Here is a 26,920-nt window from a genome sequence, read left to right as displayed (position 1 = left end):
GACGCCGTGTTGTCCGTACTGACCCTGCTGCGGAGGGCCGGTGTCGCCGCGGACGGCTCCGCCGTGCAGCCGACGCAGACCACGCGGAGCAAACGGAAGATGCGGACCGGGCCGACGGAGCCGGACCGCGCGCCCCTCACCCCTCCCGCAACGCGAACCACAACTCCATCCGCACATCCGGATCGTCGAGGTCCGCCCCCAGCAACACCCCGCACCGCGCGATCCGTTGCCGCACCGTATTGCGGTGGACCGACAGTGCCACCGCCGTGCGGTCCCAACTGCCGTGCAGGGAGAGCCAGGTGCGGAGGGTCTCGGTGAGGGCCGGGGTCGTGGAGATCGGGGCGAGGAGGGTGCGGGCGTGGGCCTCGGCGTCGGCCGGGGGGACGAGGTCCGCGAGGGCGGGGCGTTCGCCGTGGCGGACCAGGGGTGCCCGGGTCGCGCGGGCGCGGGCCAGGGCGCGGGCCGCCTGGGTGTCGGCGGCCGCCCACTCGTGCGGGGCGACGGGCGCGCTGACTCCGCAGGTCCAGCCCGCCTGTGCGGTGGGCTCGCGGTCGCCGGGGACGAGGACGCGTACGACGTCGCCGCCCGCGTCGACCAGCGCGGAGCCCAGCGCCGCCCCCAGCGCGGACGCGGTGACGGCGTCCGGCGCGGGGCCGTCCCCGGCGGGGCGGGCGTGGACGACGACCCATCGCTCCCCGCCGAGGAGGGGCGCCACATCCTCCGGCGCGGCCCCGAGCAGCAGCCGCACCAGCGCCGCCGACCGTGCCGCCCCGCTGCCGCTCTGGTGTTCCCCGGTGAGGAGGGACAGGAGTACGGCGGCGACGGAGGCGATGGTGTGGTCACCCGGGTCACGGCGTGGCGCCCCGACCCCGAGCACGAAGCCCTGCCCGGCGCCGAGCGCGTAGGCGGCGAGGTGGACGCCGCCGACGGTGTCCGTGGCCGACGAGGGACCGGCTCCCTTCCCCTCCCGGGGCCGCACGACAGCGGCCAGCTCGGCGAGTGCCTCCACGGTGGACGCGTCCGCTACCCTCCCCGCCCCCGCCAGCTCCACCCCGTCCGGCCCGTACAGCACCGCCCAGCCCGCCACCCGCTGGGCCAGCTGCCGCAGCACCGCCGGTACCGGATCCGGGCGAGCCGCGGCCGCCGCCAGGCTCTGCTGGGCCTCCGTCACGCGGCGCAGCTCCGCCAGGCGGGCCTGGGCCATCAGCTGCCAGACCGCCCGGGCCACGCCCGAGAACGTCGTCTGGGGCGGGACCTCCAGGAGCGGGAGCCCGTACGTGTCGCAGGCCGCGACCAGCGCGCGCGGAACCGTGTCGTGGACCGGGGCCAGGCCGAAGCCGAGGGCCGCGCCGCCCGCCGCCACGATCCGGGAGACGTAGTCGTCGAAGTACGTGCCCGAGCCCGCCGCCTCGGGGACGTGGACCCCGGCGGTCAGCAGCAGCTCGCCGCCCAGCAGATACGGGTACGGGTCCGCCATCTCCGACGTGTGCGCCCAGTGGATCACCGTGTCCGGGGCGGACGGGCCCGCGATCTGGCGCAGGCCCAGGTCCTCCCGGGCCAGCAGCGCCGAGAGCGGGACCGGCGGGGTGGGCGGTACAGGTGGGACAGGCGGGACTGGTGGGGTGGATGCGTCCGGCATGGTGGGCATTTCCTCCATCCGGTTCGGCGACAGTGGATGAAACGTACACTTCAGAGTCGTCTTCCGGCCACCTAATGTCAGTGCCGTCGGCAGCCGCGGGTACGGGCGTATGTCCCCGCGATCCGCTGCCGGTCTCCCGGCCGGGCCAGTCACCGCTCCCGGCCGCGTCCCCCGATCCATCTGCACGACACGCCACCGAGAGTGCGCGAAGGAGGGCCCCACATGGCCGTCGACTACACAGTGATCGTCGTCTATCTGGCCGGCATGCTGGCCATGGGCTGGTGGGGCATGCGCCGCGCCAAGTCCAAGAGCGAGTTCCTCGTCGCGGGGCGGCGCCTCGGGCCCGTGATGTACTCCGGCACCATGGCCGCCATCGTCCTCGGCGGCGCGTCCACCATCGGCGGCGTCGGGCTCGGCTACCAGTACGGGCTCTCCGGCGCCTGGATGGTGTTCACCATCGGCCTCGGGCTCCTCGCCCTCTCCGTCTTCTTCTCCGCCCGCATCGCCCGCCTGAAGGTCTACACCGTCTCCGAGATGCTCGACCTCCGCTACGGCGGCCGGGCCGGTGTCATCTCCGGCGTCGTCATGTGGGCGTACACCCTGATGCTCGCGGTCACCTCGACCATCGCGTACGCCACGATCTTCGACGTCCTCTTCGACATGAACCGGACGCTCGCGATCGTCCTCGGCGGCTCGATCGTCGTCGCGTACTCGACGCTCGGCGGCATGTGGTCGATCACCCTCACCGACATGGTGCAGTTCGTCGTCAAGACCGTCGGTGTGCTGCTGCTCCTGCTCCCCATAGCCGTCATCAAGGCCGGCGGGTTCAGCGAGATGAAGGCCAAGCTGCCCACCGAGTACTTCGACCCGCTGGGCATCGGCGGCGAGACGATCTTCACCTACGTGCTGATCTATACGTTCGGCATGCTCATCGGGCAGGACATCTGGCAGCGCGTGTTCACCGCGCGCAGCGACAAGACCGCCAAGTGGGGCGGCACCGTCGCGGGTACCTACTGCCTGGTGTACGCCCTCGCCGGCGCCGTCATCGGGACGGCGGCCAAGGTCCTCTACCCGAAGCTGCCCAGCACCGACACCGCCTTCGCGACCATCGTCAAGGACCAACTCCCGGTCGGCGTACGGGGACTGGTGCTCGCCGCCGCCCTCGCCGCCGTGATGTCCACCTCCTCCGGTGCCCTCATCGCCTGCGCCACCGTCGCCAACAACGACATCTGGTCGAAGCTGCGCGGGGCGATGAAGCGCGACGGTGAGGAGCACGACGAGGTCAAGGGCAACCGTGTCTTCATCCTGATCATGGGTGTCGCGGTGATCTGTACGGCGGTCGCGCTCAACAACGTCGTCGAGGCCCTGACCGTCGCGTACAACCTGCTCGTCGGCGGACTGCTCGTGCCGATCCTCGGCGGACTGCTGTGGAAGCGCGGCACCGCGCAGGGCGCGCTCGCCTCCGTCGTCGTCGGCGGCCTCGCGGTCATCGGCCTCATGGCCACGCAGGGCATCCTCGCGAACGAGCCCGTCTACTACGGCCTGCTGTCCTCGCTGGCCGCGTACGTCGTCGTCTCGCTGGCCACGCCCGCGACCGACGCGGCCGTGCTGGCCGCCTGGCGGGAGCGGCTCGCGGGCCGGACCGCCGCCGAACCCCTGTCCGAGCCGACCCCGGTGCACCAGTAGAGTCGTATCAGATGTACATACGCGACGAAGCGTAAGAAAGAAGGCTATTCCATGAGCAGCAACGAGACGCCCCGCGGCCCTGTCGACTCGTCCCGCATCCCGCGGTACGCGGGTCCCGCGACCTTCGCCCGGCTGCCGCGCCTCGACGAGGTCGGCACCGCCGACGTCGCCGTGGTCGGTGTGCCGTTCGACTCCGGCGTCTCGTACCGGCCGGGCGCCCGCTTCGGCGGCAACGCGATCCGCGAGGCGTCCCGGCTGCTGCGGCCCTACAACCCGGCGCAGGACGCCTCACCCTTCGCCCTCGCGCAGGTCGCGGACGCCGGTGACATCGCGGCGAACCCGTTCAACATCAACGAGGCCGTGGAGACGGTGGAGGCGGCGGCCGACGAGCTGCTCGGCACCGGCGCCCGCCTGATGACGCTGGGCGGCGACCACACCATCGCGCTCCCGCTCCTGCGCTCCGTCGCCAAGAAGCACGGCCCGGTCGCGCTGCTCCACTTCGACGCGCACCTCGACACCTGGGACACGTACTTCGGCGCCGAGTACACGCACGGCACCCCCTTCCGCCGCGCGGTCGAGGAGGGCATCCTCGACACCTCCGCGCTCTCTCACGTCGGCACCCGCGGCCCGCTGTACGGCAAGCAGGACCTCACCGACGACGAGAAGATGGGCTTCGGCATCGTCACCTCGGCGGACATCTACCGCCGCGGCGCCGACGAGGTCGCCGACCAGCTGCGCCAGCGCATCGGCAATCGTCCGCTCTACATCTCCATCGACATCGACTGCCTGGACCCGGCGCACGCCCCCGGCACGGGTACGCCGGAGGCGGGCGGCATGACCTCGCGCGAACTCCTGGAGATCCTGCGGGGCCTGTCATCCTGCAACCTGGTCTCCGCGGACGTCGTCGAGGTCGCCCCCGCGTACGACCACGCCGAGATCACCGCCGTCGCCGCGTCCCACACGGCGTACGAACTGACCACGATCATGTCCCGCCAGATTGCAGAGGCTCGCGCGAAGTGACTCACGACCACGACCTGGTTCTCCGCCCGTCGGCAGCACAGACGGAGGCCGCGCTCAACCCGCCCCCCGGCCGCAACGGCGGAGACCTGGTCGTGGAGACCCTCTCCGGTCTCGGCGCGACAACCGTCTTCGGCCTGCCCGGCCAGCACGCGCTGGGCATGTTCGACGCCCTGCGCCGGTCCTCGCTCCAGTACGTCGGCCTGCGCGTCGAGAACAACGCCGGGTTCGCGGCGGACGCGTACGGCCGGATCACCGGTGAGGCGGCCCCGCTGCTGCTGTCGACGGGCCCGGGCGCGCTGACCTCGCTCGCCGCGCTCCAGGAGGCGGCGGCGGCCTCCGCCCCCGTCCTCGCGATCAGCAGCCAGATCCCCACGGCGGGACTGGGCGGCGGCAGGCACGGCTATCTGCACGAACTCCCCGACCAGGCAGCCTCGTTCAGGGGCGTGGTGAAGTCGGTTCACACGGTCCGTACGCAGTCGCAGATCCCGTCGGCGATCGCGGCGGCCTGGGAGTCGGCGCTGACGGCCCCGCACGGCCCGGTGTGGGTGGAGATCCCCCAGGACGTCCTCCTCGCCGAGACCCACCTGCCGATGGTGACGGCGATGGACGCGACCCCCGAGGACGTCGTCCCGCGCCCTGAACTGACCGCCGTGGCCGCCCACTTGCTGTCGTCCGCGGCCCGCCCCGCGATCATCGCCGGCGGCGGTGTCGTACGAGCGGACGCCTCCGGAAAGCTGCGCCGGCTCGCCGAGAAGCTGAACGCCCCCGTCGTCACCACCTTCGGTGGCAAGGGTGCCTTCCCCTGGGAGCACCCGCTGTCCCTCCAGTCCTGGCTGGAGGACCGCCACATCACGGACTTCCTGGAGGACGCCGACGTACTCCTGGTCGTCGGCTCGGGCCTCGGTGAACTCTCCTCGAACTACCACACGTTCAAGCCCCGCGGCCGGGTCGTCCAGATCGAGGCCGACCTCGGAAAGCTGGAGTCGAACCACCCGGCGCTGGGCATCCACGCGGACGCCCGACTCGCCCTCCAGGCGCTCCTGGAGACGGTCGAGGAGCGCCCGGACCCGACGGCCGAGGACCGCGTGCGCACCGTCCTGACGAAGGTCGGCGAGCGCATCGCTTCCCAGGAACTCACCCTGGAACAGGACGTGCTGGCGTCCGTCCGCCGGGCCCTGCCGTCCGACTCGCCGTCCTTCTGGGACATGACGATCCTGGCGTACTGGGCGTGGTCGGCCTTCGACCCGCGCGGGACGAACACCATGCACTCCGCCCAGGGCGCGGGCGGCCTCGGCTACGGCTTCCCGGCGGCGCTGGGCGCGGCGGCCGCCGACCCCTCCCGCCCGGTTCTGGCGGTCTCCGGTGACGGCGGCGCGTTGTATTCAATCGCGGAGCTGGCGACGGCCCGGCAGTACGACCTGAACGTCACCTGGCTGATCGTCGACGACGGCGGCTACGGAATCCTCCGTGAGTACATGGAGGACGCCTTCGGGCAGGCGACGGCGACCGAACTCTCCCGCCCCGACTACGTCGCCCTGGCGGAGTCCTTCGGGGTGCCGGGAGTCCGTACGACCCCCGAGACCCTGGAGGAGGACCTGGCCAAGGCCCTGTCCGCCCCCGGCCCCTCGGTCGTCGTACTCCCGGCCGTGCTGCGCATGTTCGCGCCGACACACCTGGGCTGACCACCGAAGGCGACGGTGAACTCCCCCCGATCCAGAGGGAGTTCACCGCCCGTCGGGCAGGCCTACCAGATCGCTTCGACCCATTCCGGGTGGTCGATGAACGGGTTGCGGTTGTGCTGGTAGGTGTTGTAGATGACCTGGTTGCGGTTCTCCTCGAACGCGCTCGGCGGGTCCTCCTCGTTCCACTCCTTGAGCACGGAGAGCTTGCCGATGTACGGGTTGCTTCCGTTGCCGACCTTCTCGTTGGGCTCAAGGTCGGCGAAGCCGTCGTCACCCTCGTAGCGCACGGCCATGTAGAGGATCATGCGGGCCACGTCGCCCTTGTCCGCGTCGCGCGGCTCGAAGGAGTCGGAGTCGACGAGGCTGCCGCCGCCGTTGGTGACCGTGCTGCCGCCGTTGTCGAAGTCCAGGTTGCCGCGGGTGCTGTTGACCTGCACGTCCGCGGGGCGCAGGTGGTGCAGGTCCGTGCCGGGACCGGTCACCTCGCCGAAGTCGCCGTGGGACTTCGCCCACACATGCTCACGGTTCCAGTCGCCCACGTCGCCGCCGTTGAGGGTCTTGGCACGCGAGACACCGCTGTACAGCAGGATGACGTTGCTGCTGTTGTTCGGGTCCTGGTCGGTGACCTTCAGCGCGTTCCAGACCGCCGAGTACGAGATCTTGGTCTGGCTGCTGATGATGGTGTGCAGCGAGGACTTCAGGCTCGTCCCGGTCTTGCCGACCGCGTTCGCGTAATACGTCGAGTCGTACGCGGTGGTCGTGGCACTCGCGGGGGTCGCGGTCACCGCCGGCATGGTGAGGCCGACGAGCACCGCGGAGGTGGTCAGCGCCAGCGTTTTCCAGCGGCGTATGTGCGTGGCGGGCATCGGGGGTGTCCGTTCTACGCGGGTTGAATGAAGCGGATAACCGGGAGCGTGACATGGACATGTGTACCTGTAAATAAATTGAACGTGTCCATCAGATGTCCTGAACCGGCAAATCGCCCCGTGTCTACGCGAGTTGATATACCAAAACGACCCCCGACCGGGTGGTCGGGGGTCGTTGGCCGTTTACCTGCGCCCGCGTCAGCTGACGTCCGACGGGTCCAGCCGGTAGAGCGTCGAGCTGGAGCTGGAGCTGGAGCTGGAGCTGGAGCTGGCGCCGGAGCTCGAACCGGTCGACGAGGAAGCGGACTTGTCGTACGCGCTCGCCTTCACCGCCGTGGCGTTCTTCTCCACCCAGGCGGTGATCTGCGAGTTGAGGGTGCTGTTGCCGCCCATGCCTCCGCCGCCGAGCTGGATGTAGTGCAACTCGCCCTTCTTCACCAGCTCCTTGAGCTTGGCGAGCGTCATCGCCTTGTCGGAGCCGGTGAAGCCCCACATGGAGATGACGGGCTTGTGGGTGCTGAGGATCAGCTGGCCCGCGCTCTGCGAGTTGGACACCGCGAGCAGCCAGGTGGCGCCGTCCTGGTGCTTCTCCAGGTACGAGACCAGCGCGGCGCTGGTGGTGCCGCCCATGCCACCGCCGCCGCCCATGCCGCCACCGCCTCCGCCGGGACCGCCCGTGCCGCCGGTACCGCCCGGGGCCGTACCGTTCTCGCCGCCGGGAGCCGTGCCGCCGCTGGGGAACTCTCCGTTGGTGCCGCCCTGCTGGCCGCTGGGCGCGCCGCTCGGTGCCCCGCCCTGCGGCAGCTCACCGGTGCCGCCGCCACCGGGCGTCATCCCGCCGGGGGCCTCGCCGCCGCCGGGCATCTCGCCGCTCGCCTGGCCGCCGCCCTGCTGGGTGCCGCCGGGACCGCCGTTGTTGCCGCCGCCGAAGCCGCCCCGGTTGCCGCCGGGGCCGCCGCCCATGCCGCCGCCGGTGGACGGGCCCGCCGTCGGGTTGGTGCCGCCCATGCCGCCGCCCGAGCCGCTGGACGCGGCCGGTGTCACGGCGTACGCCGTCGGGCCGGCGAGCGCGGCCACGACCGCTGCCGCGATGGACGCGGTGAGCAGCCGGCCCCGGTTGCCGGAGCGGAAGACGAACAGGCCCACGACCGCCAGCACCATGACCACCGCGATGGCCGGCCACAGCCAGGTGTTCCAGCCGGAGGCCCGGCGCAGCAGCACGACCGCCCAGGCGCCGGTGACCGCGAGCCCGGCGGGCAGCACCCAGGACCAGCGCACGTCACCGCCGCGGAAGGCGCGAAGGAGCATCACGCCACCCGCGCCGGTGAGGACCGCGATGCCGGGGGCGAGCGCGGTCGTGTAGTACGGGTGCATGGTGCCTTCGGCCATGCTGAACGTCAGGAAGTGCAACACGGTCCAGCCGCCCCACAGCACCAGGGACGCGCGCGTGAGGTCGGTGCGCGGGGCGCGGCCGCACAGCACCAGGCCGCCGACGAGGGCGATGCCCGCGAAGGGGAGCAGCCAGGAGATCTGGCCGCCGAGGATGTCATTGAACATCCGGCCGAGGCCCGCGGTACCGGCGAAGGTGCCGCCTCCGCCACCCCCGCCGCCTCCGCCGTTGCCCTCGCCGCCGAGGACCCGGCCCAGGCCGTTGTAGCCCATGATCAGGTCCCAGGCGGAGCCGTCCGTCGAACCGCCGATGTACGGGCGGTCGTCGGCGGGCACCAGCGAGACGGCCGCGGCCCACCAGAAGCTGGAGACCGCCAGGGCGACGGCCGCGAGCAGCAGGTTGCGGGCCTTCTTCGCCCAGCCCAGCTTGGACGCCAGCAGGTAGACGGCGAAGACGGCGGGCAGCGCGATGTAGCCCTGGAGCATCTTGGTGTTGAAGGCGAGCCCGAAGCACACCGCCGAGCCGAGCAGCGGCAGCAACTTGCCGTCGCGGGTGGCCCGCAGGCCCAGGGCGGCGCCCGCGACCATCAGCAGGACGAGCAGGGTGTCCGGGTTGTTGTCACGGTTGATGGCGACGGTGATCGGGGTCAGCGCGAGGACGAGCGCGGCCACGGTCGCCGCCGCGTGGCCGAAGACCCGCTTCACCGAGGAGTGCAGGATCCAGATCGTGCCGAGCGCGGCCGCGATCATCGGCGCCATCATCTGCCAGGTGCCGAAACCGAAGACCCGGCAGGACAGACCCATGATCATGAGCGCGAACGGCGGCTTGTCGACCGTGATGAAGTTGCCCGCGTCGAGCGAGCCGAAGAACCAGGCCTTCCAGCTCTGCGTACCGCTGAACACGGCCGAGCTGTAGAAGCTGTTCAGGCTGGACGAGGAGAGGTTCCAGGAGTACAGCGCCGCGGCCAGCACCAGAATCGCGATCAGCGCGGGGAGCGACCAGCGCGGTGCGGCGGGTGTGGGGGACGGCCCCTCGGGCGGCTCGGCGGCCGGTGCGCCGGGGGCCTCGGTGGGAACGGGGGCCGGGGACAGTGGGTCGGTGGCAGATGTCACCAGTGCACCATGCAGACGGCCGATGGGCACGGGCTGTGCCCTGCCTGGGCGCAGGCTGTGGATGGATGAGATACGGGTAAGAGAACGCCGGCCCGGTGCGCCGCACCGCGGGCGGAACTCCCCTCCTGGGAACACACGTACAACTTTCGGCCACCCCTGTGAGTCAACTGTGGCGAGCGCGCCCGTGGCGCGTTCGTATCGGTTCAAGGGGATGGGAAGCCTCCATGACTCACCGGATATCCCGGGGTACCCGTGTGCTCGCAGCGAGCCTCGGTGCCGGCGTGATCGTGCCGTTCGCGGTGGCCGCGGCGCCCGCTGCCGCGGCGACGGCACCGCAGGTCAGCTGTACGTCGGACAAGGCGGGGCTGGCCGCCAAGCTGCAGAAGGACATCACCGCGGCGCTCGCGAACCGCACCGGCACGATCGCGGTCGGCCTCTACGACCGCAGCACCAACACCAAGTGCACCCTGCGGAGCAGCACCGCCTTCGACTCGGCGAGTGTCGTCAAGGTGACCGTTCTCGCCACGCTGCTGTGGGACGCCAAGAAGCACAACCGGTATCTCACGGACCGCGAGACCACCCTCGCCACCGCCATGATCACCAAGTCCGACAACAGCGCGACCACCACCCTGTGGAAGCAGCTCGGCATGACCAAGATCAAGGGCTTCCTGACCGCGGCCGGGATGACCCAGACCGTGCCGGGCACGGGCGGCTACTGGGGCCTGACCCAGATCACCGTCCGCGACGAGCAGAAGCTGCTCGCCCTCGTCACCGCCAAGAACTCCGTGCTGAGCGACAACTCCCGCGCGTACATCCTGAAGCTGATGGGCAAGGTCATCTCCTCGCAGCGCTGGGGTACGCCGGCGGGGGCGCCCTCCTCCGTGGCCGTGCACGTCAAGAACGGCTGGCTGTCGCGGTCCACGCACGGCTGGCGGGTGCACAGCCTCGGCACCTTCAACGGCGGCGGCCACGACTACATGATCTCCGTGCTCACCCACGGGAACAGCACCATGGACTACGGCGTCGCCACCATCCAGGGCGTGGCCAAGGCCATCCACAAGGACCTCGTGCCGGTGACCACGAGCGTCCAGCGGTACACGCCGACGAGCACCCCGCGCGAGGCGTTCCCGGCCGTGCCGACCGACTGAACCGGGACCGCTCAGCGCTGAACTCCCTGTGATTCACGGCGAGTCCGCCCCCGGGTCATCGACGCGTCCTAGCGTGACCGCATGCGCCTGAGAACCGTACTCGCCACCGTCACCGCCGGCCTGGCGGCGGCCACCACCCTGACCGCCGCCGGGCCCGCCAACGCCCTGAGCAGCAACGCCTGTTCGCCCGCCGTCTCCCTCCAGAGCTTCTCCGACACGCTCGACAAGACGACGTACGAGGGCACGTTCGTCGGCAACCTCTCCGCGCTCGCCGTGGACCGCGACGGGCAGCTGGCCGCGCTCTCCGACCGGTCCTCGCTCTTCACCCTGGACCGCACCACGCTTCAGCCCACGAGCGTCGTCCCGCTCGCCGACGAGAACGGCGCCGCCCTCGACTCCGAGGGGCTGGTCGTCGACCGAGACGGCACCCGTCTGGTCACCTCCGAGACCGAGCCGTCCATACGCCGCTACTCCCGCGACGGCCGCATCCTCGACCGCCTCCCCGTGCCGGACGCGCTCAAGGTCGCCCCGGCGGGCCGCGCCACCTCGAACCAGACCTTCGAGGGCCTGACCCTGCTGCCCGGCGGGCACACCCTGCTCGCCTCGATGGAGTACGCGATCTCCGGTGACAGCACCGGCATCGTCCGCCTCCAGACCTGGGAGCGGAAGGGCACGCACTTCGAACTCGCCGCCCAGTACGCCTACCGCACCGACGCCGGGCTCGGTGTCCCCGAGGTCGCCGCGACCCCCGACGGCCGCCTCCTCGTCCTGGAGCGCGGCTTCACCTCCGGCGTCGGCAACACGGTCCGGCTGTACGTGGCCGACCTCCGCCACGCCACCGACACGAGCGGCATCGACAACCTGACCGGCCAGGACGGTGTACGGCTCGCCCGCAAGACCCTCCTCGCCGACATCGCCGACTGCCCGTCCCTCGGAGCCACCGCCAAGCAGCCCCAGCCCAATCCGCTCCTCGACAACATCGAGGGGCTCGCGGTCACGGGCCACGCGCACGGCCGCCTGAGCCTGCTTCTGGTCAGCGACGACAACCAGAACGCCGTACAGACGACCCGGTTCTACCGCCTCACCGCGCGCCTGCCGTGACCTGAGAACGGCGCCGGGCCCGCCCTTCCCCCGTGGAAGCGCGGACCCGGCAGCTTGCACGCGTGAGGTTGCCGGTCCGACCCTCTTCCATCCCGCGGTGTCCCGTCCACGGCGTCACGGCAGTTGATCCGTCCCACTTTCCGCACCACCGCTGACCAGCGGCGCGGCCCTGCGGTGTGAGGTGGTCATGGGACGGGCGGGACGGCCGGTACGGGGAGTGCGGCGATGAGCACAGGGAGTTCTGGCATCCTGCCCCCTCACAGGAAGCTGGAGGGAACAGTGACCCGGTGGAAGGAACCGCCCGGCACGCTCGCGCCGAGGGGCAGGGAACTCGTCGCCGTACTGCGCGAACACAAGGACAGCCACCGGCTGAGCCTCGCCGTGCTGGCCGCCAGGACCGGGTACAGCAAATCCTCCTGGGACCGCTATCTGAACGGCCGGTCCCTGCCGCCGGAGCCCGCGCTCCAGGCCTTCGCCCGCCTCTGCGGCATCGCCCCGGAACGGCTGGTCGCGATGCGCGCGGCGGCGCTACAGGAGCGGTCGGTCGCCGTGGACGAGCGCCCGGCAGCACGTCCCACCGGCCCGGTCACCGAGGTCGGTGACGTCCTCCTCGCGCCCGCTCCCGCCACCGAACCCGCCCGCTGGCGCACCGCCCTCGTCTCCGGCGTGCTGTCGAGCCTGCTCACCGCCGCGGTCCTGCTGGGCGGGCAGCACTACCTGGCCCTGAGCGGCACACCCGGAAGCGGCGGGGCGCAGGGGACCGCCACGTCGGCCGACCGGGCACCGTCCGGCCCCGGCACCTACACCTTCGTCGCGGGCCGCACCTACGCCTGCACGGTGGAGCGGGACGCGGCGGGACGGAACGGCGCGGGCTACAGCACCACCCGCACCGAACGGCTGGCCAAGGGCGCGGGCGGCTGGCCGGTGGTCGAGGCGCAGTGCCTGGTCAAGCATCACGGGATCGACACCGGAGACGTCGACGGGGCCTACGGCAACCACACCCGGCACGCGATCCAGAGCTTCCAGCGGCAGGCCCACCTGCCCGAAACCGGAGTCGTCGACCCCCGGACCTGGCAGGCGCTGCGTACCTGACACCCCCCACCCCCTCCCGTAGGTCCCCCGCACTTCCCCCTCTTTGTTGCGGAGGGATGAAATCCGCTTCCCTCGGCGTTGGTGTCTTCCGGCGGACAAGGATCTACGGGAGGACCGGCGTGGCAGCGCAACAGGGGGAAAAGCGGGGCCTGGCCGGGCGGGACGAAGGTGCCGGCTGGGCGCGGCGCCTGGCCGGGTACGCGTGGCGGTACCCGAAGGACGTCGTCCTCGCGCTCGGCTCCTCGCTGGCCGGTATGGCCGTCATGGCGCTGGTCCCGCTGATCACCAAGGTGATCATCGACGACGTCGTGGGGGACCACACCAGGGGCATGGCCCCCTGGGCGGGCGCCCTGATAGGCGCCGCCGTCCTCGTCTACGGCCTCACCTACATCCGCCGCTACTACGGCGGCCGGCTCGCCCTCGACGTCCAGCACGATCTCCGTACCGAGATGTACGAGACGATCACCCGCCTCGACGGCCGCCGCCAGGACGAGCTGTCCACCGGCCAGGTCGTCGGCCGCGCCACCAGCGACCTCCAGCTGATCCAGGGCCTGCTCTTCATGCTCCCGATGACCATCGGGAACGTCCTTCTCTTCCTGATCTCCCTCGGGATCATGGCCTGGCTGTCCCTGCCGCTCACCCTGGTCGCGCTCGCCGTCGCCCCCGCCCTCTGGTTCGTCGCCAAGCGCAGCCGCTCCAAGCTGCACCCCGCCACCTGGTACGCGCAGGCCCAGGCCGCCGCGGTCGCCGGAGTCGTCGACGGCGCCGTCAGCGGCGTACGCGTGGTGAAGGGCTTCGGGCAGGAGGATCAGGAGACCGGGAAGCTCCGGGAGGTCGGGCGCAGGCTCTTCGCCGGACGGCTGCGGACGATCCGCCTCAACGCCAAGTACACCCCGGCCCTCCAGGCCGTCCCCGCCCTCGGCCAGGTCGCGATGCTCGCGCTGGGCGGCTGGCTCGCCGTGCGCGGGCAGGTCACGCTCGGTACGTTCGTGGCGTTCTCCACGTATCTCTCCCAGCTCGTCGGGCCCGTACGCATGCTGGCCGTCGTCCTCACCGTCGGGCAGCAGGCCCGCGCCGGTGCCGAGCGGGTGCTGGAGCTGATCGACACCGAGCCGTCGATCAAGGACGGGACGAAGACCCTGCCCGCCGACGCGCCCGCGACCGTCGAGTTCGACGACGTGTCGTTCGGATACGAGGAGGGGCGGCCGGTCCTGGACGGGCTGTCGTTCGAGATCCGGCCCGGCGAGACCCTCGCCGTCGTCGGCTCCTCCGGCTCCGGCAAGTCGACCGTCTCGCTCCTGCTGCCCCGCTTCTACGACGTCACGCACGGCGCCGTCCTCATCGGCGGCCACGACGTCCGCGAGCTGACGCAGGAGTCGCTGCGCGCCGCGATCGGGCTCGTCCCCGAGGACTCCTTCCTCTTCTCCGACACCGTGCGCTCCAACATCGCGTACGGCCGTCCGGACGCCACCCAGGAGGAGATCGAGACCGCGGCCCGCGCCGCCCAGGCGGACCGTTTCATCGCCGAGCTGCCGAAGGGGTACGACACCAAGGTCGGCGAGCACGGCCTCACCCTCTCCGGCGGCCAGCGGCAGCGCGTCGCGCTCGCCCGCGCCATCCTCACCGATCCGCGCCTGCTCGTCCTCGACGACGCCACCTCCGCCGTGGACGCCCGCGTCGAGCACGAGATCCATGAGGCGCTGGGGCAGGTCATGGAGGGCCGGACCACCCTGCTGATCGCCCACCGGCGCTCCACGCTCAACCTCGCCGACCGTATCGCCGTGCTCGACGGCGGCCGGCTCGCCGACATCGGTACGCACGAGGAGCTCCAGGAGCGCTCCGCCCTGTACCGGCGGCTGCTCACCGACCCCGACGAGCTGGGCGGGGTCTCCCCGGGACACGCCCCGCCCACGGCACCCCAGGAGGACACCTCCGTACGGGACGAGCTGGATGCCGAGTTCGACGCCGAGCGCGGTGTGACACCCCACCTGTGGACCGGCGACCGCGAGCCCAAGGACAACGCGCTCGCCGGGATGCCCGCCACCCCCGAACTCCTAGCCCAGGTCGAGGCGTTGCCCCCGGCGACCGACACTCCGGGCATCGACGAGGCACGCGCGGTCACGCCCGAGGAGTCGTACGGACTGCGGCGGCTGCTGCGCGGCTTCGGGGCCGTGCTGCTCATCAGCCTCGGGCTCGTCGCCGTCGACGCGGGCATGAGCCTGTTGCTGCCCGTGCTGATCCGGCACGGCATCGACCAGGGCGTCTCCCGCATGGCGCTCGGCGCGGTGTGGGCCGCGGCCGGGCTCGCGCTGGTCACCGTGCTCGTCCAGTGGGTGGCGCAGATCGGCGAGACGCGGATGACGGGCCGGACCGGCGAGCGGGTCCTCTACTCGCTCCGCCTGAAGATCTTCGCCCAGCTCCAGCGCCTCGGACTCGACTACTACGAGCGGGAGTTGACGGGTCGGATCATGACCCGGATGACGACCGACGTGGACGCCCTGTCCACGTTCCTCCAGACCGGTCTGGTCACGGCCTTCGTCTCCGTCGTCACCTTCTTCGGCATCATGGTCGCCCTGCTGGTGATCGACGTACAGCTGGCGCTGGTCGTCTTCGTGACGCTGCCGCCGCTGATCATCGGCACGTTCTTCTTCCGCCGGGCGAGCGTGAAGGCGTACGAACTCGCCCGCGAGCGGGTGTCGGTGGTCAACGCCGACCTCCAGGAGTCGGTGTCCGGGCTGCTGATCCTCCAGGCGTTCCGGCGCGAGCGCTCGGGCGTGCGGCGGTTCGCGGAGGGCAGCGACAGCTACCGTCAGGCGCGGATCCGCGGGCAGTGGCTGATATCCATCTACTTCCCGTTCGTGCAGCTGCTGTCGTCGGTGGCCGCGGCGGCCGTCCTGGTCGTCGGCGCGCACCGGGTGGACGCGGGCACCCTGACGACCGGCGCGCTGGTCGCCTACCTCCTCTACATCGACCTGTTCTTCGCACCTGTGCAGCAGCTCTCGCAGGTCTTCGACGGCTACCAGCAGGCGACGGTCTCGCTCGGCCGCATCCAGGAACTGCTCCAGGAGCCGACCTCGACGAAGGCCGCCGACGAGCCTCTGGAAGTCCTCTCCCTGCGGGGCGACATCGCCTTCGAGGACGTCGACTTCGCGTACGGGGACGACGAGGAGGCGTTGAGCGGGGTCTCGCTGAGCATCCCCGCCGGGCAGACCGTCGCCTTCGTCGGCGAGACCGGCGCGGGCAAGTCGACACTGGTGAAACTGGTCGCCCGGTTCTACGACCCGACGGGCGGGCAGGTCACGGTCGACGGCATGGACCTGCGCGACCTCGACATCACCTCCTACCGCCACCGGCTCGGCGTCGTCCCCCAGGAGGCGTACCTCTTCCAGGGCACGGTCCGCGACGCCGTCGCCTACGGCCGCCCCGACGCCACCGACGCCGAGGTGGAGGCCGCGGCCCGCGCGGTCGGCGCGCACGACATGATCGCCACGCTCGACGGCGGCTACCTCCACGAGGTCGCCGAACGCGGCCGCAACCTCTCCGCGGGCCAGCGCCAGCTGATCGCCCTGGCCCGCGCCGAACTCGTCGACCCGGACGTGCTGCTCCTCGACGAGGCGACGGCGGCGCTGGACCTGGCCACGGAGGCCCTGGTCAACAGGGCCACCGACCGCCTGGCCGGCCGCCGTACGACCCTGGTGGTCGCCCACCGCCTGACGACGGCCGCCCGCGCGGACCGGGTCGTGGTCATGGACCACGGCCGGGTGGCGGAGGACGGCACGCACGACGAGCTGCTTCGACTCGGGGGAATGTACGCAGAGTTGTGGCGCACGTTCGTCGGGGAGCCGGTCAGCTCCGCTGCCTGATCGGCTCTTCGGCGTGATTTTCCGCCAGGTCAGCTCTTCTGCTTGATGTCGGAGATCTTCTTCGTCGCGAGATCCGACTGCACCGTCAGATAGGTGTACGTCGGATGCTTCGCGGAGCCCCAGGTCAGGCGGACCGTCGACCAGGTGTGGCCCATGCCGCTGTCGCCGGCCGTCACCTTCCAGGCGCGCGGCACGTCCTGGGCGCGCAGGACGCCGTCCGCGTGCTCGCGGTTCTCCCAGGTGGCCAGGCGCGAGCGAAGACCCGAGGTCAGGTAGAACGCGCGCAGCTGGGTGTCGAGGTGGCCGGATCCCGAGTCGGTCACCGCGTCGATGTAGGCGCCGTAGAAGTCGGCCACCCGGTCGTAGACGGGACCGTTGCTTCCGCTGCGGGCGGGTGGCGGGGTGGTGGAGCTGGCGACGGCCGGTACGGAGGCGCCCGCGGTCAGCAGGAGCGCCGCGGCGACGAGGGCACGACCGGTCGTACGTGAAGGAATCATGCGTGACATGGACTACCGCCTTTCGCTTTCTGACCAGTTGGACACCGGATAAACGGGTGCGGTTGCCCCAAAGCCGGGAAAAACCTCTTCTGGGTGAGTCCTGGGGTGAGTCCCGGGTGAGTCCCGGGGGAGCGCAACCATCCGACGTACGTCGTGCGTCCGTACACCAGTACGCTGATTGCTGCGGGAGGGACGACAGTGGACAGTGGTGCGATACGCCGATGGTTGGCGCTCGGCGTGACCGTGCTGACCGCCTCCGGGCTGCTCGCGCTCGCGAGCCCCGGCAGCGCCCAGGCGGCCACCTCGTACTGCTCGGGCCGCAAGGTCCGTACGCTGCCCTTCTCGACCGGATCCGTGCAGGTCTTCAAGCGCACCGGTTACGTATGTGCCGTGACCTTCCCCAAGACGCAGGGGTCGCGTAAGTCGATGTCCGTCAGCGTGCAGGCGCGCGGCGGCCGGCCGGTGGTCGACAGGGGGCAGTTCGCACACCACGCGGGCCCGGTGACCGTGCACGTGGGCCACCGTTGCGTCCGGATCAAGGGCTCGGTCGGCTCGGGTTCGGTGGACTCGGGCTGGATCCTCTGCTGAGCCGGCGGGACCGAGACTGAGCCGACGGGACCGATTCGCCGCCCGGCGTCGTCGCCCGGCCGGTTCCTCAGGCACATCACCGCAAACCCACAGGTTTGCTCAAACACCCCTGGTGTCACGGGAGTTGCTCCGCTAGGTTCCGGCGGACATCTGCGTAATCCCAGGGGAGGGTGCATGCGCAAGGCGCTCAGATGGCTGCTGGCGCTCACGGTGCTCATAGGCACACTGACCACGGCCGGGGTGGCCACCGCCGCCCAGCCGGAGGCCACGGGTACCACGGCTTCCACCGACGTCGACATCAAGGACCGGCTCCTCGCGATACCGGGCATGAGCCTGGTCCAGGAGAAGCCGTACACCGGCTACCGGTTCTTCGTCCTCAACTACACCCAGCCGATCGACCACCGGCACCCGTCCAAGGGCACGTTCCAGCAGCGGATCACGGTGCTGCACAAGGACACCTCGCGCCCGACGGTCTTCTACACCAGCGGCTACAACGTCTCCACGAACCCCGGCCGCCGCGAGCCGACCCAGATCGTGGACGGCAACCAGGTCGCGATGGAGTACCGCTTCTTCACTCCGTCCCGGCCCGACCCGGCCGACTGGTCCAAGCTCGACATCTGGCAGGCGGCGAGCGACCAGCACCGTATCTTCGAGGCCCTCAGGCCGATCTACACCAAGAACTGGCTCTCCACGGGCGGCTCGAAGGGCGGCATGACCGCCACGTACTACGAGCGCTTCTACCCGCGTGACATGGACGGCGTCGTCGCGTACGTCGCCCCCAACGACGTGGTGAACGACGAGGACTCGGCGTACGACCGCTTCTTCACGACCGTCGGCACCAAGGAGTGCCGCGACAAGCTGAACGCCGTGCAGCGCGAGGCGCTGGTGCGCCGCGAACCGCTGGAGAAGAAGTACGAGGCGTACGCGGCCGACAACGGCTTCACGTTCACCACGGTCGGCAGCCTCGACAAGGCGTACGAGGCGGTCGTGCTCGACTACGTGTGGGGCTTCTGGCAGTACAGCCTGCTCTCGGACTGTGCCGCGATCCCGGCGGACGCGGCGACCGCGAGCGACCAGGACATCTGGGACTCCATCGACACCATTTCCGGTTTCTCGGCCTACACCGACCAGGGCCTGGAGCCGTACACGCCGTACTACTACCAGGCGGCCACCCAGCTGGGCGCGCCGACGATCCACTTCCCGTACATCGAGAAGCAGTACGTCCGCTACGGCTACCAGCCGCCGCGGAACTTCGTGCCGAGCTCGATTCCGACGCGGTGGCAGCTGGGTGTGATGCGTGACGTGGACTCCTGGGTCCGCCACCACGCCCACCACATGCTGTACGTCTACGGCCAGAACGACCCGTGGGGCGCGGAGCGCTTCCGCCTCGGCGCGGGGGCGCGTGACTCGTACGTCTTCACGGCGCCGGGTCTGAACCACGGCGCCAATGTCGCGGGGCTCGTCGCCGACGAGAAGGCGCTGGCTACGGCGCGGATTCTGGAGTGGGCGGGGGTTGCTTCCGCTGCGGTCCAGGCCGATCCGGCTGCGGCGAAGCCGTTGGCGAAGTTCGACGCCAAGCTGGATGTGCGGGACGTGGAGCGGGAGTCCGGGTTGCGTCCGTAGCGCCGGACATCAGCGTGACGGGCACACGTGGCCCACCGCATGACCAGGTAGGTATGCCGTCCGTTCCTGCGACGTGAGGTCGCGCTGGACGGTACGGCATACCTTCTGGATCGCTTCGGCGGGGTCGAGGAGGGCGGCGGTCCACAGGTGGGCGGTCATGTCGGTGCTTGCGGTCGCGAGGATTTTGCCGTTGGGGCTGAACGCCACCGCGTTCACCCAGCCGAAGGTTCCGCTCACGTACTTCCGTGGTTCACCAGTGGACACGTCCCACAGCCCCACGGTGACGCCCGATGCGGCGGCGAGGGTTTTGCCGTCGGGGCTGAGGGCCACCGAGTCGACCGTGTCCGTCTGCCCGGTCAGGCTTCTGCTGAGCTTGCGGGTGGCCACGTCCCACAGACGTGCGGTGTGGTCCCAACTGCCGGTGGCGAGGGTGCGGCCGTCGCGGCTGAACGCGACCGAGTGCACCTCGTCCGTGTGCCCCCACAGCTTTTCGGCAGAGCTGGTGCCGACATCCCACAGCCGTACGACGGCATCGGCGCCCCCGGTGGCCAGGGTCTTGCCGTCGGGGCTGAACGCCACGGAATACACGGGGCCCTTGTGTCCGAGCAGGGAGGCACGGGCCGTGCGGGCTCCGACGTCCCACAGTTCCACCGAGCCGTCATTGCTGCCGGTGGCGAGGGTCTTGCCGTTGGGGCTGAACGCGACCGACTGCACCTGGTCGCTGTGCTTCAACTCTGCGAGGCGCTTACCGGCGTAGTCCCACAGGCGCGCCTTATGGTCGGCGCCGGCGGTGGCGATGGTGTGGCCGTCCTGGCTGAACGCCACCGCATACACCTCGTCGTCGTGACGCAGCGTCGCGAGACGTCTTCCGGTGCCGACTTCCCAAAGTTGCACCCTGTGATCGCCGCTGGCGGTGGCGAGGATCTTGCCGTCGGGGCTGAACGCCACGGAATACACCCAGTCGGTGTGTTCGGCCAGGGTCGTGCTGTGCTTGTCGGTGGCGACGTCCCACAGGCGTGTCGTGTGGTCGCCGCTGGCGGTGGCGAGGGTTCTGCCGTCGGGGCTGAACGCCACCGAAAGTACCGCGCCGGTGTGCCCGGGCAAGGTGTCGAGCGCTACGCCTGTGGCCGAATCCCACAACCAGACAGTGTGGTTGGAGCTGGTAGTGACCACGGTGCGGCTGTCGGGGCTGAATGCCGCCGCGGTCACCCAGCCGCTCTGCCCGATCAGCGTGGCGCGATTTTCACCGCTGGTCGCATCCCACAGTTGTGCGGTGCCGTCGGAGCTGGTGGATGCGAGGGTTTTGCCGTCGGGGCTGAAGGCCACCGAATTCACCCAACTGGTGTGTCCTTCCAGGGGCGGGCGGGGCCGGCGAGTGGCGAGGTCCCACAGCAGTACGGTGCTGTCGGCGCTGCCGGTCGCGAGGGTCTTGCCATCGGGGCTGAACGCGACCGACTTCACCTGGTCGCTGTGCTTTTTCAAGGTGGCCACCCACTTGCCGCTGGTGACATCCCACAATCGTGTGGTCTTGTCCCAACTGCCGGTGGCGAGGGTCTTGCTGTCGGGGCTGAAGGCCACCGAGTTCACCTGGTTGTCGTGCCCTCTCAGGATTTTGCGGACCTCGCCGGTGTGCGCATCCCACAGCCGTGCGGTGTGGTCCCAACTGCCTGTGGCGATGGTGCGGCCGTCAGGGCTGAAAGCCACCGTATTCACCGGGCCGCCGTGCCCGGACAGAAACCTGATCGGCCTGCCGGTCGCCGCATCCCACAACCGTACGGAATGGTCGTCACCCGCACTCGCGGCGGCCACGGTGCGGCCGTCGGGGCTGTAGGCCACCGCGTTCACCGTGTCGGCGGCGAGCAACCGCCGATTTGCCGGGAGGGACGCGACGGTGCGCAGCATCGCGGTGGACTCGGGGGTGTGATCGGTGCGGTAGGACTGGACGGCCAGGAGCGCGGAGAGGTCAGGACTCGTCTGGAAGAGCGCGTTGGACTCGGAGGCCAGCTGCCGCGACAACGCCGCCTCCCGCTCCCCGCGAGCCGTCCGCCACTGCCAGACGGCACCCACTCCGGCGAGGAGCGCGAGAACCAACAGGGAAGCGAGAACCGCGATCACGCGCCTGCTGCGCCGAGCGGCAGCCTGCTGGCGCTCCTTGCTGGCAGCGAGAAACGCCGCGATGTCGCCCGGCAGCCGCCGTTTCCGTGACCACTCGATGCCCTCCGCGAGTGCCGATCCGCCGAGCAGATCACCCGGGTGCTTTTCCTCGGCCCAGCGTGCACGACGTTCGTGGGTGTGGTTGAGCCACTCCTGGAAACGGTGGTCCTGGTCGACCCACTTGCGCAGTGCGCCCCAGTCACGGATGAGTGCCTCATGAATTAGCTCGGCCACCGGTTCCCCGGGAGGGGCGTCGGGGTTCTGGGGCATGCCAACCGTCTGGGTGGTGATGATGCGATAGCGCGCGAGAGCGGCGATGACGTCGTCGACGGCCGTCTTCTCACCGCCGGGGCTGCTGGGGCTGCTGGGGCCGCCAGGGCCGACCGGACTGCCCGCCAGGTCGCGCAGTTCGTCCAGGGGAACCTGTGCCCGGACGGCGGTGATGTGGTGGCTGGGGTCGGCGGGGTGCACCAGGGAGGTCAGCGTCCGCCGGGCGATGAGCCGTTGCTCCTCGGACAGCTCGGCGAGGGCGCTGTCGCACCACGTGGTCACGCTTCCGCTGACCGCTCCGATGCGCCGGTACGCCTCATGCGTGAGGTACCCGTCCTTCCGCCGGAGCCACAGCTGGCTGAGCGTCATCTCCAGCAGGGGCAGCACGGTGACGGGCGCCTGGCCGGTGAGGGCCGCTTCGGGGGTGATGGCCAGGACGTCGTTGATGATCTGCTCGGGCAGCCCGGGCTGGAAGCGGAGGCCCACGTCCTGGGCGGGCAGGGTGATGATGTCGTGCAGGTCCTGCTGGCTCAGGGTGCCCGGTACGTTGAGGAGTCCCGGCATCGCGGCTTCCAGCAACCTGGGTGCCAGGGCGGCCAGTTGGGGATAGAAGTCGTCGCGCATGACCATGATCACGCTGAGCTTGGTGTAGACGTCGGTGACCGTGGTGATCTCGTCGATGACGGCCAGGAGGTCCCGCAGCCGGCCGTTGGTGCCCTGCACCAGGAGCTCTTCGAACTGGTCGATGACCAGCAGGACGCGCTGATAGTCGCCCTCTCCGCCCAGTCTGCGGTTGACCGCTGTCGTGATCCCGTCACTCGTCGCCCCGGGCAGACCGGCACGCTCGATCTCGGCCAGCAGATCCTGCCTCGGCCGGGCCACCACGGGCAGCCACCGGTCACTGCCCGGCAGTTCTCCCGCCGCCAGCGCGCACAGCACACCCGCCTGGATCAGGGACGACTTCCCCGACCCGGACGGCCCGAGCAGCACCGTCAGCTGCCGCTGCTGGGCCAGGTTCGCCATGACCTGCCGTACCGCGTCCTGCCGCCCTTCGAACCACTGGGCGTGCTCAGCCGTGAACGGCTCCAGCCCCCGATAGGGGCACACCTCCCGCTCGGCCAGCTCCGGCATGATCTGCCGCAGGACCTGCGTCGGAGTGACGTACGCGATGCCGTGCCCCCGCTGGTACTCGTCAGGAGCGGTGATCTCGGTCAGCATCCCGATGACCAGGCCGGTCACCTCATCGAGGACAGGCCCGCCGCTGAACCCGGTGGTGAGGTCGTTCGCGGCGGTCAGTTGCAGATGCGCGCCCCTGCTCTGTGAGCCCGGCAGTAGATCCCCGGTCACCCCGAAGCCGAAGTGGCCGTCCGGCGGAGCCTGCGCGGGGAACCCGAACGACCGCACCTGATGGCCCCGGCAGCCCTCCGCGGAACCCAGTGGCAGCACCCTCATGCCCGCCGGCGTACCGCTCAGCCGGATGAAGGCCACGTCCTCGTCCTCGGGGGCCCGCCACAGATCGCCGCCCAGGACCTGCCCTTCCACTCCTTCCACCCCGTCCGCACGGTCCGCACGGTCCGCATGGGGGAAGGCCAGCCCTACTCGCTCACCGGGCCCGCCCCCCGCCGCCCGGACGACGTGCGCACAGGTGACCAGGACGTCCTCGGCCACCAGGAAGCCGGCGCCGGCCACTCTCCCGTCCGGTCCGAGGAGTTGGGCCACCGCAGGGGGCAGTTCCGTCTCTGCGCTGTCCACGCTGTGCACGTTGTCCACGGGATCAGCCCGAACCCTCGGCCGACCGAGCCGGGTGACCGGAGCCGTCCTTCTTCCACGACACCGTCACCCGCAGATGGCCCGTGGCCGTGCTCTTGGTGATCACGGCCCCGGCCTCGACCGCGAGGTCGACACCGAACTCGATCACGATCTCGTCGGGGCGAGCCTTGCGCAGCTGGTCGAGCGTGGCGCGGGCCGTTTCCGTGATCGGCTCCAGGGCAGCTTGCAGAGTCTCCGGCAGTTCGTGAACGGCATCGCTGATGCGGCCGGCCTTCACCGGCCCTTCGAGCCCAGCGGGTGCCTCGACCAGTACGGAGCCCCCACCGTCCAGCGGAATCCGAGTCAGAGGTGCCACAACGCCTCCTCCGTCTCTCTCTCGCGCTCACGACGCTCACGCCCACATCCGCGTTCGCGTTCGCGCCCAGGGGATCTCCGCCGTTCGATCTCAGGGGATCTCCGTCAGAATCCGCGCCCCTGGCATATGCCGCACCCAGAGGTGGGCCATCCGCGTCACACGGGCCGGGCGCAGCCCACCGGTTTTGTGCCGCCCAGCTGGACGTACAGGGCTGTGGAGGCCGGGCACTTGGAGCGGGCGGTGACCGCGGAGGTCACCTTGTACTCCGGGGGCTTCTTGCCCTTGCCGTCGCACGCCGTCTCGCGGACCTGGCCTCCGCCCGAGCCGTAGACGCAGTCGCCCACGATGGTGCGGGGGCCCCCGCCGCCGCCCGGGTCGCCGGGGTGCGGGGGTTCGAGCTTGCGCATGCAGGCGTAGCCCTGCGGGACCGCGCCGTCGCCGTCCTCGTCGGAGGCGGGCCGTGTCTCGCTGATGTGCAGGACGAAGTCCGTGGTCGCGGGGCAGGACGGGCCGTCGGCCACGTTGCCGTCGTAGCGGGCGGTCACCCGGGCGGCCGCCCGTTCACTGGTGCAGGGAACCTCCGTGAAGCTGGTCGTCCCGAAGGAGCTGCACTCGTCGACGGCGAGGAACTCCACCCCGTAGCCGGAGGGCCGCGTCGATGTCGCGCTCGCGCTCGGCTCACCGTTCCCGGAATCGGAGTCGGAGCCGGACCAGCGCTGGCACCCGGCGAGCACCACCACGGCGAGCAGAAGCGCGCACACCGCTCCAACGGAACGCCGGCCCAACGCGCCTGCTCGCATGGCTTCCCCCCGATACCCCCGCCCAGCGTGACCCGCGACAGCGGGCACACGCCAGACGTGCGGGGTCCTTTGGGCCACTTGGGGGTGGTGCGCCGGGTCTGCGGCGTACGGCTAGTACGTCAAGCCGTACCCGATCGGATACAGCACCTGCGCCGGGTCGTCCGCCCGCTGTACCGGCACCGGCAGGGTGCCCCGCGGGTGCCTGCGGCCCGCGATCACCCGGGCGGCCGCGCGCAGTTCGACGTCCGTCCAGGAGTACGCGGCCAGGCAGGCGCCCACGCCCGGGAGCTGGGCCACGTCGTACGGGTTGCGGATGGCGACCGCGATCACCGGGACGCCGGTGGCGACGAGCTGGTCGACGAGGGTCTTCTGGGAACCGGTCGCCGTCACGTTGTACGTCCCGACGACCACGGCGTTGGCGTCCCGCGCCGCCGCTACCGCCTTGGCGATCGTCGCCGTCGAGGGTGCGGCGCCGGTGGACAGGGCCGTGGCCGTGAAGCCGAGCTCGGTGAGAGCGCCGGCGAGGACGGTGGTGGGCGGTCCGTCGGAGAGGGAGGGCGAGGCCGGGTCGGCGCCCACGACCAGCACCTTCGGGGTGCGCCGCCGGGACAGCGGCAGCAGGCCCTCCTTGTTGACCAGCAGGGTGGTGGTGCGGTCCGCGATCTGGTCGGCGGTCCTGAGATGCGCCGGAGTTCCGACCGTGCGGTCGACGCCGGAGCCGGTGACGAAGGGATCGTCGAGCAGACCCAGCTTCGACTTGAGGCGCAGGACGCGCAGGATCGACTTGTCGAGCCGGGCCTCGGTCAGCTCACCGCCGCGTACGGCGTTCAGGACCGCGTTCCACGCGACGTCCAGGGAGGGCGGGTTGAGCAGCTGGTCGACACCGGCCTTCAGCGCGAGGACGGGGACGCGGTCGTCGCCGTACTTCGTCCGTACGCCCTCCATCATCAGGGAGTCCGTCACCACGACCCCGTCGTAGCCGAGTTCCTCACGCAGGATGCCGGTGAGGATCGGGTGCGAGAGCGTGGCCGGGTCGCCGGACGGGTCGAGCGCCGGGACCATGATGTGCGCGGTCATGATCGAGTCGATGCCGGCGCGGATCGCCGCCCGGAACGGCACGGCGTCGAGGGCCGACCACACCTCACGGGTGTGCGTGATGACCGGGAAGCCGAAGTGGCTGTCGACGGCCGTGTCGCCGTGGCCGGGGAAGTGCTTGGCCGTGGCCGCGACGCCCGAGCGCTGATAGCCCTTCACCTCGGCCGCCACCAGGCCGGCCACCGCGTCCGGGTCGGCGCCGAAGGAACGTACGCCGATGACCGGGTTGGCCGGATTGACGTTCACGTCGGCGACCGGGGAGTAGTCCTGCCGGATGCCGATCGCGTGCAGCTCGGCGCCGGCGATCCGGCCCACCGTGCGGGCGTCGTCCCGCGACCCGCCCGCACCCAGCGCCATCGCGCCCGGGAACAGCGTCGCGGGCTTGCCCACGCGTGCCACTATCCCGTGCTCCTGGTCGGTGGAGACGAGGACGGGCAGCCCGCGGGGCTGGGCGAGGGAGGCGGTCTGGATCCCGTTCGACAGATCGGCGATCTGATGCGGATTCCGGGTGTTGTGCGCCCAGGCGAAGTAGATGATCCCGCCGACCCGGTACTTGGCGATCAGCTCGGCGGCGGTCCTGACGCCGATCTCCTTGAGGTTGGCGTCGATGTCGGCCTGGTCGGGCGCGGTCGCCGAATGGCCGTACACCCGCATCACGAAGAGCTGGCCGACCTTCTCCTCCAGCGTCATACCGGAGATGAGGGCGCGGAGTTCCCGGTCGCGTGACCCCTGATCGGCGGCGTACGCACTGGTGCGGGTGGCGAGAGCGGCGGTGACGCCGGCGGTGGCGGCGAGAACCGTACGCCGGGAGGGTTGTGACGGTCTGTGGGGTTCGGCGGGTGATGCGGTGCTTCCCGTGCTGGAGTCGCGCACGTGCGCTCCTTCCCTCATGAAGGAAACTTCCGAGGAGCCACGAATATCCGGGAAGTTTCTTCCAGTCAAGGGTGTGCACAGTAACCGAGAGGGGGCCGCCACCGGCGCAGTTGGAGGGGGGCGCGCCGGTGACGGCGTGCTGCCGGCCGCAGGCGGCGGAGAGGGTGGTCAGCGTTCGCAGCCAGCAGCGAGGCCGACACCGCACTGCGGAGACTCTCCGACAGCATGCGGATTGGACGAAGCGGAAGGGGTCCGGGTTCCCGGGATTCCGGGGAACTACGGAAGTTGGGACGAAG

17 protein-coding genes are annotated in these 26,920 nt (G+C 70.7%); 9 read left to right on the top strand and 8 right to left on the bottom strand.

What is annotated here, in order from left to right:
• Nucleotides 1-136: 136 nt before the first annotated feature.
• Nucleotides 137-1,657, bottom strand: a complete 1,521-nt coding sequence (locus OG975_RS17535; protein WP_406330208.1) for a PucR family transcriptional regulator ligand-binding domain-containing protein — start codon at nucleotides 1,655-1,657, stop codon at nucleotides 137-139.
• Between the two features lie 204 nt (nucleotides 1,658-1,861).
• Here OG975_RS17535 and OG975_RS17530 point away from each other — a divergent pair, with 204 nt between their 5' ends.
• From OG975_RS17530 to OG975_RS17520, 3 genes are read left to right on the top strand one after another with little or no spacing between them, the layout of a single operon-like run.
• Nucleotides 1,862-3,325 carry a sodium:solute symporter gene (locus tag OG975_RS17530; protein WP_406330207.1) on the top strand — a complete coding sequence of 488 codons (1,464 nt, stop codon included), beginning with the start codon at nucleotides 1,862-1,864 and terminating at the stop codon, nucleotides 3,323-3,325.
• 51 nt (nucleotides 3,326-3,376) lie between these two features.
• Nucleotides 3,377-4,345, top strand: coding sequence for an agmatinase (gene speB, locus OG975_RS17525; RefSeq protein ID WP_327428900.1), 969 nt, complete (start codon nucleotides 3,377-3,379; stop codon nucleotides 4,343-4,345).
• A complete protein-coding gene (locus OG975_RS17520) occupies nucleotides 4,342-6,027 on the top strand; it encodes a thiamine pyrophosphate-binding protein (protein WP_406330206.1) in 1,686 nt (561 codons plus the stop codon). Before speB ends, OG975_RS17520 begins: the two co-directional genes overlap by 4 nt.
• 62 nt (nucleotides 6,028-6,089) lie before the next feature.
• On the opposite strand, the gene OG975_RS17515 is transcribed toward OG975_RS17520, so the two are convergent.
• Both OG975_RS17515 and OG975_RS17510 read right to left on the bottom strand, forming a co-directional pair.
• Nucleotides 6,090-6,893, bottom strand: a complete 804-nt coding sequence (locus tag OG975_RS17515; RefSeq protein WP_406330205.1) for an endonuclease I family protein — start codon at nucleotides 6,891-6,893, stop codon at nucleotides 6,090-6,092.
• 198 nt (nucleotides 6,894-7,091) lie between these two features.
• Nucleotides 7,092-9,395 carry a glycosyltransferase family 39 protein gene (locus OG975_RS17510; protein ID WP_406330204.1) on the bottom strand — a complete coding sequence of 768 codons (2,304 nt, stop codon included), beginning with the start codon at nucleotides 9,393-9,395 and terminating at the stop codon, nucleotides 7,092-7,094.
• Nucleotides 9,396-9,619: 224 nt separating this feature from the next.
• On the opposite strand from OG975_RS17510, the gene OG975_RS17505 reads away from it, so the two are divergent.
• From OG975_RS17505 to OG975_RS17490, 4 genes are all read left to right on the top strand, one after another.
• Entirely contained in the window at nucleotides 9,620-10,543 is a 924-nt protein-coding gene (locus OG975_RS17505) for a serine hydrolase (RefSeq protein ID WP_406330203.1), read from the top strand.
• Between the two features lie 81 nt (nucleotides 10,544-10,624).
• Entirely contained in the window at nucleotides 10,625-11,644 is a 1,020-nt protein-coding gene (locus OG975_RS17500) for an esterase-like activity of phytase family protein (RefSeq protein ID WP_406330201.1), read from the top strand.
• Between the two features lie 279 nt (nucleotides 11,645-11,923).
• On the top strand, nucleotides 11,924-12,736 hold the full coding sequence (locus OG975_RS17495) for a peptidoglycan-binding protein (protein WP_406330199.1): 813 nt from the start codon (nucleotides 11,924-11,926) through the stop codon (nucleotides 12,734-12,736).
• A 119-nt stretch (nucleotides 12,737-12,855) separates the two neighbouring features.
• Nucleotides 12,856-16,599 carry an ABC transporter ATP-binding protein gene (locus OG975_RS17490; protein ID WP_406330198.1) on the top strand — a complete coding sequence of 1,248 codons (3,744 nt, stop codon included), beginning with the start codon at nucleotides 12,856-12,858 and terminating at the stop codon, nucleotides 16,597-16,599.
• A gap of 29 nt (nucleotides 16,600-16,628) precedes the next feature.
• Here OG975_RS17490 and OG975_RS17485 read toward each other — a convergent pair whose 3' ends face one another.
• Nucleotides 16,629-17,105: a hypothetical protein gene (locus OG975_RS17485; protein WP_406330197.1), complete on the bottom strand. Its 477-nt coding sequence runs from the start codon at nucleotides 17,103-17,105 to the stop codon at nucleotides 16,629-16,631.
• Nucleotides 17,106-17,294: 189 nt separating this feature from the next.
• Between OG975_RS17485 and OG975_RS17480 the strand changes: the two genes are divergently transcribed.
• Nucleotides 17,295-17,684: a hypothetical protein gene (locus tag OG975_RS17480; RefSeq protein WP_406330196.1), complete on the top strand. Its 390-nt coding sequence runs from the start codon at nucleotides 17,295-17,297 to the stop codon at nucleotides 17,682-17,684.
• A 174-nt stretch (nucleotides 17,685-17,858) separates the two neighbouring features.
• Nucleotides 17,859-19,307, top strand: a complete 1,449-nt coding sequence (locus OG975_RS17475; protein WP_406330195.1) for an aminopeptidase — start codon at nucleotides 17,859-17,861, stop codon at nucleotides 19,305-19,307.
• A gap of 9 nt (nucleotides 19,308-19,316) precedes the next feature.
• Here OG975_RS17475 and OG975_RS17470 read toward each other — a convergent pair whose 3' ends face one another.
• From OG975_RS17470 to OG975_RS17455, 4 genes are all read right to left on the bottom strand, one after another.
• The gene (locus tag OG975_RS17470; protein ID WP_406330194.1) at nucleotides 19,317-23,483 is read right to left on the bottom strand and encodes an eIF2A-related protein; all 4,167 of its coding nucleotides are present in this window, start codon (nucleotides 23,481-23,483) and stop codon (nucleotides 19,317-19,319) included.
• A 22-nt stretch (nucleotides 23,484-23,505) separates the two neighbouring features.
• Nucleotides 23,506-23,856 carry a CU044_2847 family protein gene (locus OG975_RS17465; RefSeq protein ID WP_406330193.1) on the bottom strand — a complete coding sequence of 117 codons (351 nt, stop codon included), beginning with the start codon at nucleotides 23,854-23,856 and terminating at the stop codon, nucleotides 23,506-23,508.
• 155 nt (nucleotides 23,857-24,011) lie between these two features.
• On the bottom strand, nucleotides 24,012-24,656 hold the full coding sequence (locus tag OG975_RS17460) for a hypothetical protein (RefSeq protein WP_406330192.1): 645 nt from the start codon (nucleotides 24,654-24,656) through the stop codon (nucleotides 24,012-24,014).
• Nucleotides 24,657-24,767: 111 nt separating this feature from the next.
• Entirely contained in the window at nucleotides 24,768-26,624 is a 1,857-nt protein-coding gene (locus OG975_RS17455; protein ID WP_406330191.1) for a glycoside hydrolase family 3 protein, read from the bottom strand.
• Between the last annotated feature and the right edge of the window lie 296 nt (nucleotides 26,625-26,920).

It is taken from the genome of Streptomyces sp. NBC_00203 (assembly GCF_045206325.1).
Taxonomy (GTDB): domain Bacteria; phylum Actinomycetota; class Actinomycetes; order Streptomycetales; family Streptomycetaceae; genus Streptomyces; species Streptomyces lutosisoli.
The sequence above is the reverse complement of the archived record's forward strand: the minus strand, read 5'-3'. Positions and strand labels throughout refer to the sequence as shown.